This is a genomic window from Streptomyces sp. UNOC14_S4, from assembly GCF_020740835.1.
GTDB lineage: Bacteria > Actinomycetota > Actinomycetes > Streptomycetales > Streptomycetaceae > Streptomyces.
Window position 1 is genome coordinate 1 of record NZ_JAINFC010000784.1, and the last position, 2,398, is coordinate 2,398.

Below are 2,398 nucleotides of genomic sequence, written 5' to 3' on the forward strand. Positions count from 1 at the left end.
ATGCGATCCATACGGCCCGTACGGCCCATACAGCCCGTACAACCTATACGGCCTATACGGCCCTTGCGGCGAAACGTGCTCCTCACCGCGGTCTCCGCGCTCTCCATGGCCACTTGCGCCACAACGCTCGGTGTTCCCGCCGCGCATGCGGCCGGGGCGGGCCCGGGGGAAGGGCCGGCCCCGCTCACCTGGCATGCCTGTGCGGAGGATTCCGCCCGGGACTGCGCCACCCTTCCCGTACCGCTCGACTACGCGAACCCCACCGGCCCCACCACCGGTCTCGCCGTCACGCGGCTGCGCAGCGACCACCCCGAGAAGCGCCGCGGCACCCTGCTGATGATCGCGGGCGGGCCCGGCGGGTCCGGGAGGGAGATGGTGGCACGGGCGGGGCAGCGGCTGCGGAAGGAGACGGAGGGCGCGTACGACCTCGTCGGCCTGGACCCGCGCGGCATCGGCGGCAGCGACCCGGCCAGTTGCGGCATCGGCGAGGAAGACCGGCGGCTCGTCAACCTCCGCCCCTGGCCCAAGCCCGACGGCGACATCGGCGAGACCGTCACCAGGGCCCGCCGCATCGCCGACGCCTGCGCCCGCGACGGCGGAGCCCTCGTCCGCAGCATCTCCACCGCCAACGAGGTCCGCGACCTCGACCGCTTCCGGCAGGCGCTGGGCGAGCGCAAGCTCTCGGGGTGGGGCGTGTCGTACGGCTCGTACGTCGGTGCCGTCTACGCGCAGCGGTACCCGCAGCACACCGACCGCTGGGTGCTGGACAGCAGCGGCGACCCCGACCCGGCACGCGTCGAGCGCGGATGGCTCGCCAATATGTCCGTCGGCGCGGACGACCGCTTCCCCGACTTCGTGAAATGGGCCTCCGACCCCGCGCGCGGCGAGCAGCGGATCGCCGACAAGCCGGAGGACGTCAAACCGAAATTCATGGCCCTGGCCGCCGAACTCGACCGCACACCACGCACCTTCGCCGACACCGGCAACACGCTGGACGGCAACGCGCTCCGCCAGATCATGCAGATCGATCTGTACGCGGACGGGCAGTTCCCGGCGCTGGCCGATCTGATGCGCGCCGCGGCCCGGCCGGGCGACGCCCCGCTGAACGTGAAGGACCCGTTGCCCGAGCCGGTCGACCAGTCCGAGGCGACCGTCATCACCGCCACCCTCTGCAACGACGTGACGTGGCCGTCCTCCGTCTCCTCCTACGAGCGCGCCGTGGCCGCCGACCGCACCGCCCACCCGCTGCTGGCGGGCATGCCCGCGGGCATCCTGCCGTGTGCCTTCTGGCAGGGCGGCACCCACGAGAAGCCCACCCGCCTCACGTCCGACGGCCCGCGCAACATCCTGATGGTCCAGAACCTGCGCGACCCCGCGACGCCGTACACGGGTGCGATGAAGATGCGGCAGGCCTTCGGCGACCGCGCCCGCATGGTGAAGGTGGACGCGGGCGGCCACGGTTCGTACCTTCGCAACGGCAACGCGTGCGGGGACCGGGCCGTGACGCGCTACTTCCTCACCGGGCAGCGGCCGGAGCGCGACGTGCTGTGCGCGGCGGAGTCCCGCTGAGGGAGTCGCGTCGTAGGCCTCGCCTCGTCCGTGATCGATTGTCAGTGGCCCGGTCTAGTCTGCGCGCGTGACCTTTACTGACGACCGCCGCTTCCCCGCGGCACTCAGCGCCGTGGCCCGTGTCGAGTTCGACTACCGCGACGGGCTCGGGGTGGACTACGAGCCGTACGACCGCTTCAACACCGCGGAGGAGGAGGCCTTCTGGTTCCGCCTCTGGACCGGGAACACGGAGCTCACCGGGGACCGGCTGCGGGTGTTCGGGCAGGACGGGAGCGGCGGATACGTCGCGTTCTGGATAGCCCGGCCGGACGCGCCGCTCGTCGAGCAGCCGGTCGTCTTCTTCGGCTCGGAGGGCGGGGTGTGGGTCGTCGCCCGGGACCTCGGACGCTATCTGTGGCTGCTGGCGGAGGGGTACGGGCCGCTGGAGGCCCCGGACCCGGACGGCACGGGCGGCGCGGGCGACACGGACGGCACGGAGTGCGAACCGGTCCGCAACGAGGAAGCGGCCCGGATCGCGGAGGAATTCGCTCCGGGGCGGGAGCTCCCCGCCGCGGAGATCGTGCGGGAGGCGCGGGCGGAATTCCCGGATTTCGAGGAGGTCATCGAGGCTCTCTGCCGCTGACGCCGGGCGCCTGCGGGGGTGCGTCTTGCGCTCGGTGCGCGACCGCGGGCCGGTGGGGGCTGGTCGCGCAGTTCCCCGCGCCCCTGACGGGGCGCGTGTCCCCGTCGTGGCTGGTCGCGCCCACGCGGCGGAGCCGCATATCAAAACGGCCCCGCGCCCCTTTCGGGGCGCGCACCGTGCGGCTCGCCCCAACCCCCGCCGATACCC

The 2,398-nt window shown here is 72.9% G+C and carries 2 protein-coding genes; both read left to right on the top strand.

The genetic code is table 11. The features are described 5' to 3' along the window. Window positions 1-63: 63 nt before the first annotated feature. Window positions 64-1,569: an alpha/beta hydrolase gene (locus K6I34_RS35690; RefSeq protein ID WP_308294104.1), complete on the top strand. Its 1,506-nt coding sequence runs from the start codon at window positions 64-66 to the stop codon at window positions 1,567-1,569. A 67-nt stretch (window positions 1,570-1,636) separates the two neighbouring features. Continuing rightward, complete coding sequence (locus K6I34_RS35695) at window positions 1,637-2,191, top strand: SMI1/KNR4 family protein (protein WP_229332183.1); 555 nt, start codon at window positions 1,637-1,639, stop codon at window positions 2,189-2,191. Window positions 2,192-2,398: the final 207 nt, after the last annotated feature.